We start from the raw sequence: 2,178 nt of genomic DNA, 5'->3' as shown, positions 1-2,178 counted from the left end.
GAGGGCTCCACGGTGCGGATGCGGCCGTAGGTGCCGCGGAACAGCTCCTGCACGTTGGTCAGGCTGTCGCCGCTGATGACTTCGCGGTACACGCGGGTGCCGCGCTGGCAGGCCACGTACAGCACGCCGCGCACGATCGCGATGCCGCTGCACGAGCCGTCGGCCGTCGGGTAGGTGCGCTTGGGCGCGATGTAGCCCGAGGTGGCGCAGCCGCTGCCGCCGCGCGACAAGGTGCCCTCGCAGTCGGGCCAGCCGTAGTTGCCGCCCTTCTGGATCAGGTTGGTCTCGTCCATCGTGCTGTCGCCGAACTCCTGCTGCCACAGCCGGCCCTGCGCATCGAAGGCCAGGCCCTGCGGGTTGCGGTGGCCGTAGCTCCACACGTAGTTGCCGAACGGGTTGTCGGTGGGCCGCGTGCCGTCCGGGTTCAGGCGCAGCACCTTGCCGTTCAGGCCGCTGGTGTTCTGCGCATTGGCGCCGTTCTGTGCATCGCCGGTGGCCACGTAGAGCTTGCCGTCGGGCCCGAAGCGCAGGCGGCCGCCGTTGTGGTACTTGTTGCGCAGGATGCCGCTCAGCAGCACCTGGAGGGTCGAGGTGTCCAGCGTGCCGTTGACGTACTTCAGGCGGATCACGCGGTTGTCGGTGGCCGTCGTGTGCATCACGTAGAGCCACGGGTCGGTGGCCGGGAAGGCCGGCGTCACCGCGAGCCCCATCAGGCCGCCCTCGCCATCGGTGCCCGACACGTTCGGGATCTTGCCGACGGTGGTCTTCGCGCCGGTGGCCGGGTTCAGCCGCACGATGTCCTGCGCATCGCGGCGGCTGTAGAGCACGCTGCCATCGGGCAGCGCGACCAGGCCCCAGGGGATGTCGGTGTCGGTCGTCACCTGGCTCACCGAGCACACCGGGTTGCTGCACGAACTGCCGGTCGTCAGGCTGACGCTGGTGGTGCGCTGCGACACGTTGCCCTGCGCATCGCGCGCGGCCACGGCATAGCGGTAGGTGGTGTTGGCCGCGAGGCCGCTGTCGGTGTAGCTGAGGTTCGAGGTGGAGCCGACCTTGGCGTCATCTCGGTAGACGTCGTAGGCGCTCACCGCGACGTTGTCGGTCGAGGCGCTCCAGCGCAGCGTGGCGGCGGTGCCTGCCACCGAGCCGGTGAGGCCGGCGGGCATGGTGGGCGCTTCTGTGTCGGCACTGCACTGCGGCACGCTGATGGGCAGCGTGGTGCTGGCCTGCGAGACATTGCCCGCCGCATCGCGGGCGTTCACGTACAGGCCCCACTGCGCGCCCGGGTTCAGCGTGAGCGTGGTGCTGAGCGTGCTGCCGCTCACCGAGGCCATGGCCTGGCCGTCGTGGTAGATGTCGTAGAACGCGACGCCGACGTTGTCGGTCGAGGCCGACCACGACAGCGTGACCGAGCGGCATTGCAGGTTGGCGATCTTCAGGTTGCCGGGGATCGACGGTGCCTGCGCGTCATTGCTGCCGCCATCGCTGCGGTTCCACACCTGGTTGCCCCGGCCGTGGCAGGCCCAGATCTGCACGGGCGCCTTCTGCGCGTTGCTGGCATCGACGACGTCGAGGCACAGGCCGGATTGCGAACCCGTGATGGTGCCGTTGGCGTTGTAGCGCCACTGCTGGTTGGCCTGGCCGTTGCAGGTGGACGAGGTGACCCGCGTGCCGTTCGTGGTGCCCTGGCCCTTGGCATCGAGGCAGCGGGTGCCGCCGAAGGTGCGCAGCTCGCCCGAGGCGGTGAACTCCCACTTCTGGTTGGCGCCCCCGTGGCAGTCGTAGATCTGGACGGCTGCGCCCGAGGTCGTGCTGTTGCCGCTGACGTCCATGCAGCGGCCGCTGGCCTTGCCGACGAGCGTGGTGGTGGCGGCCCAGGCCGGTGTGGCCGACAGCGCGAGCGCGGTCATGAAGGCCAACGGTGTCCCCGATGCGAGCCGCCACAGCGGCCTCACTCGCGGGGTCTTCAGGATCGTCGTGGGTTCCATGGCGCCGCCTCCTTGCGATGTTGGGTGAACATTCGTTCCGGCGGCATCATCTGTGGAATTTCAATTCCACGATGTAAACAAGCGTTCTTGTGAGGTGTCTGACGGATACAAGCCTCAGACGCAGCACGGATCCGAGGCGTCTTGGTGAACACCATCCTTATCGCCGGCGCTATCCGAGAGTCAGCTGCCC

The 2,178-nt window shown here is 68.5% G+C and carries 1 protein-coding gene; it reads right to left on the bottom strand.

Annotation, left to right across the window (positions count from 1 at the left end; genetic code table 11):
• Nucleotides 1–1,988 (bottom strand): PQQ-dependent sugar dehydrogenase (locus tag AC1D01_RS31380; protein WP_477873428.1); only part of this gene is annotated, 1,988 nt, incomplete at its 3' end.
• Nucleotides 1,989–2,178: the final 190 nt, after the last annotated feature.

Source organism: Rhizobacter sp. P3_B12 (assembly GCF_056402895.1).
The sequence above is the reverse complement of the archived record's forward strand: the minus strand, read 5'-3'. Positions and strand labels throughout refer to the sequence as shown.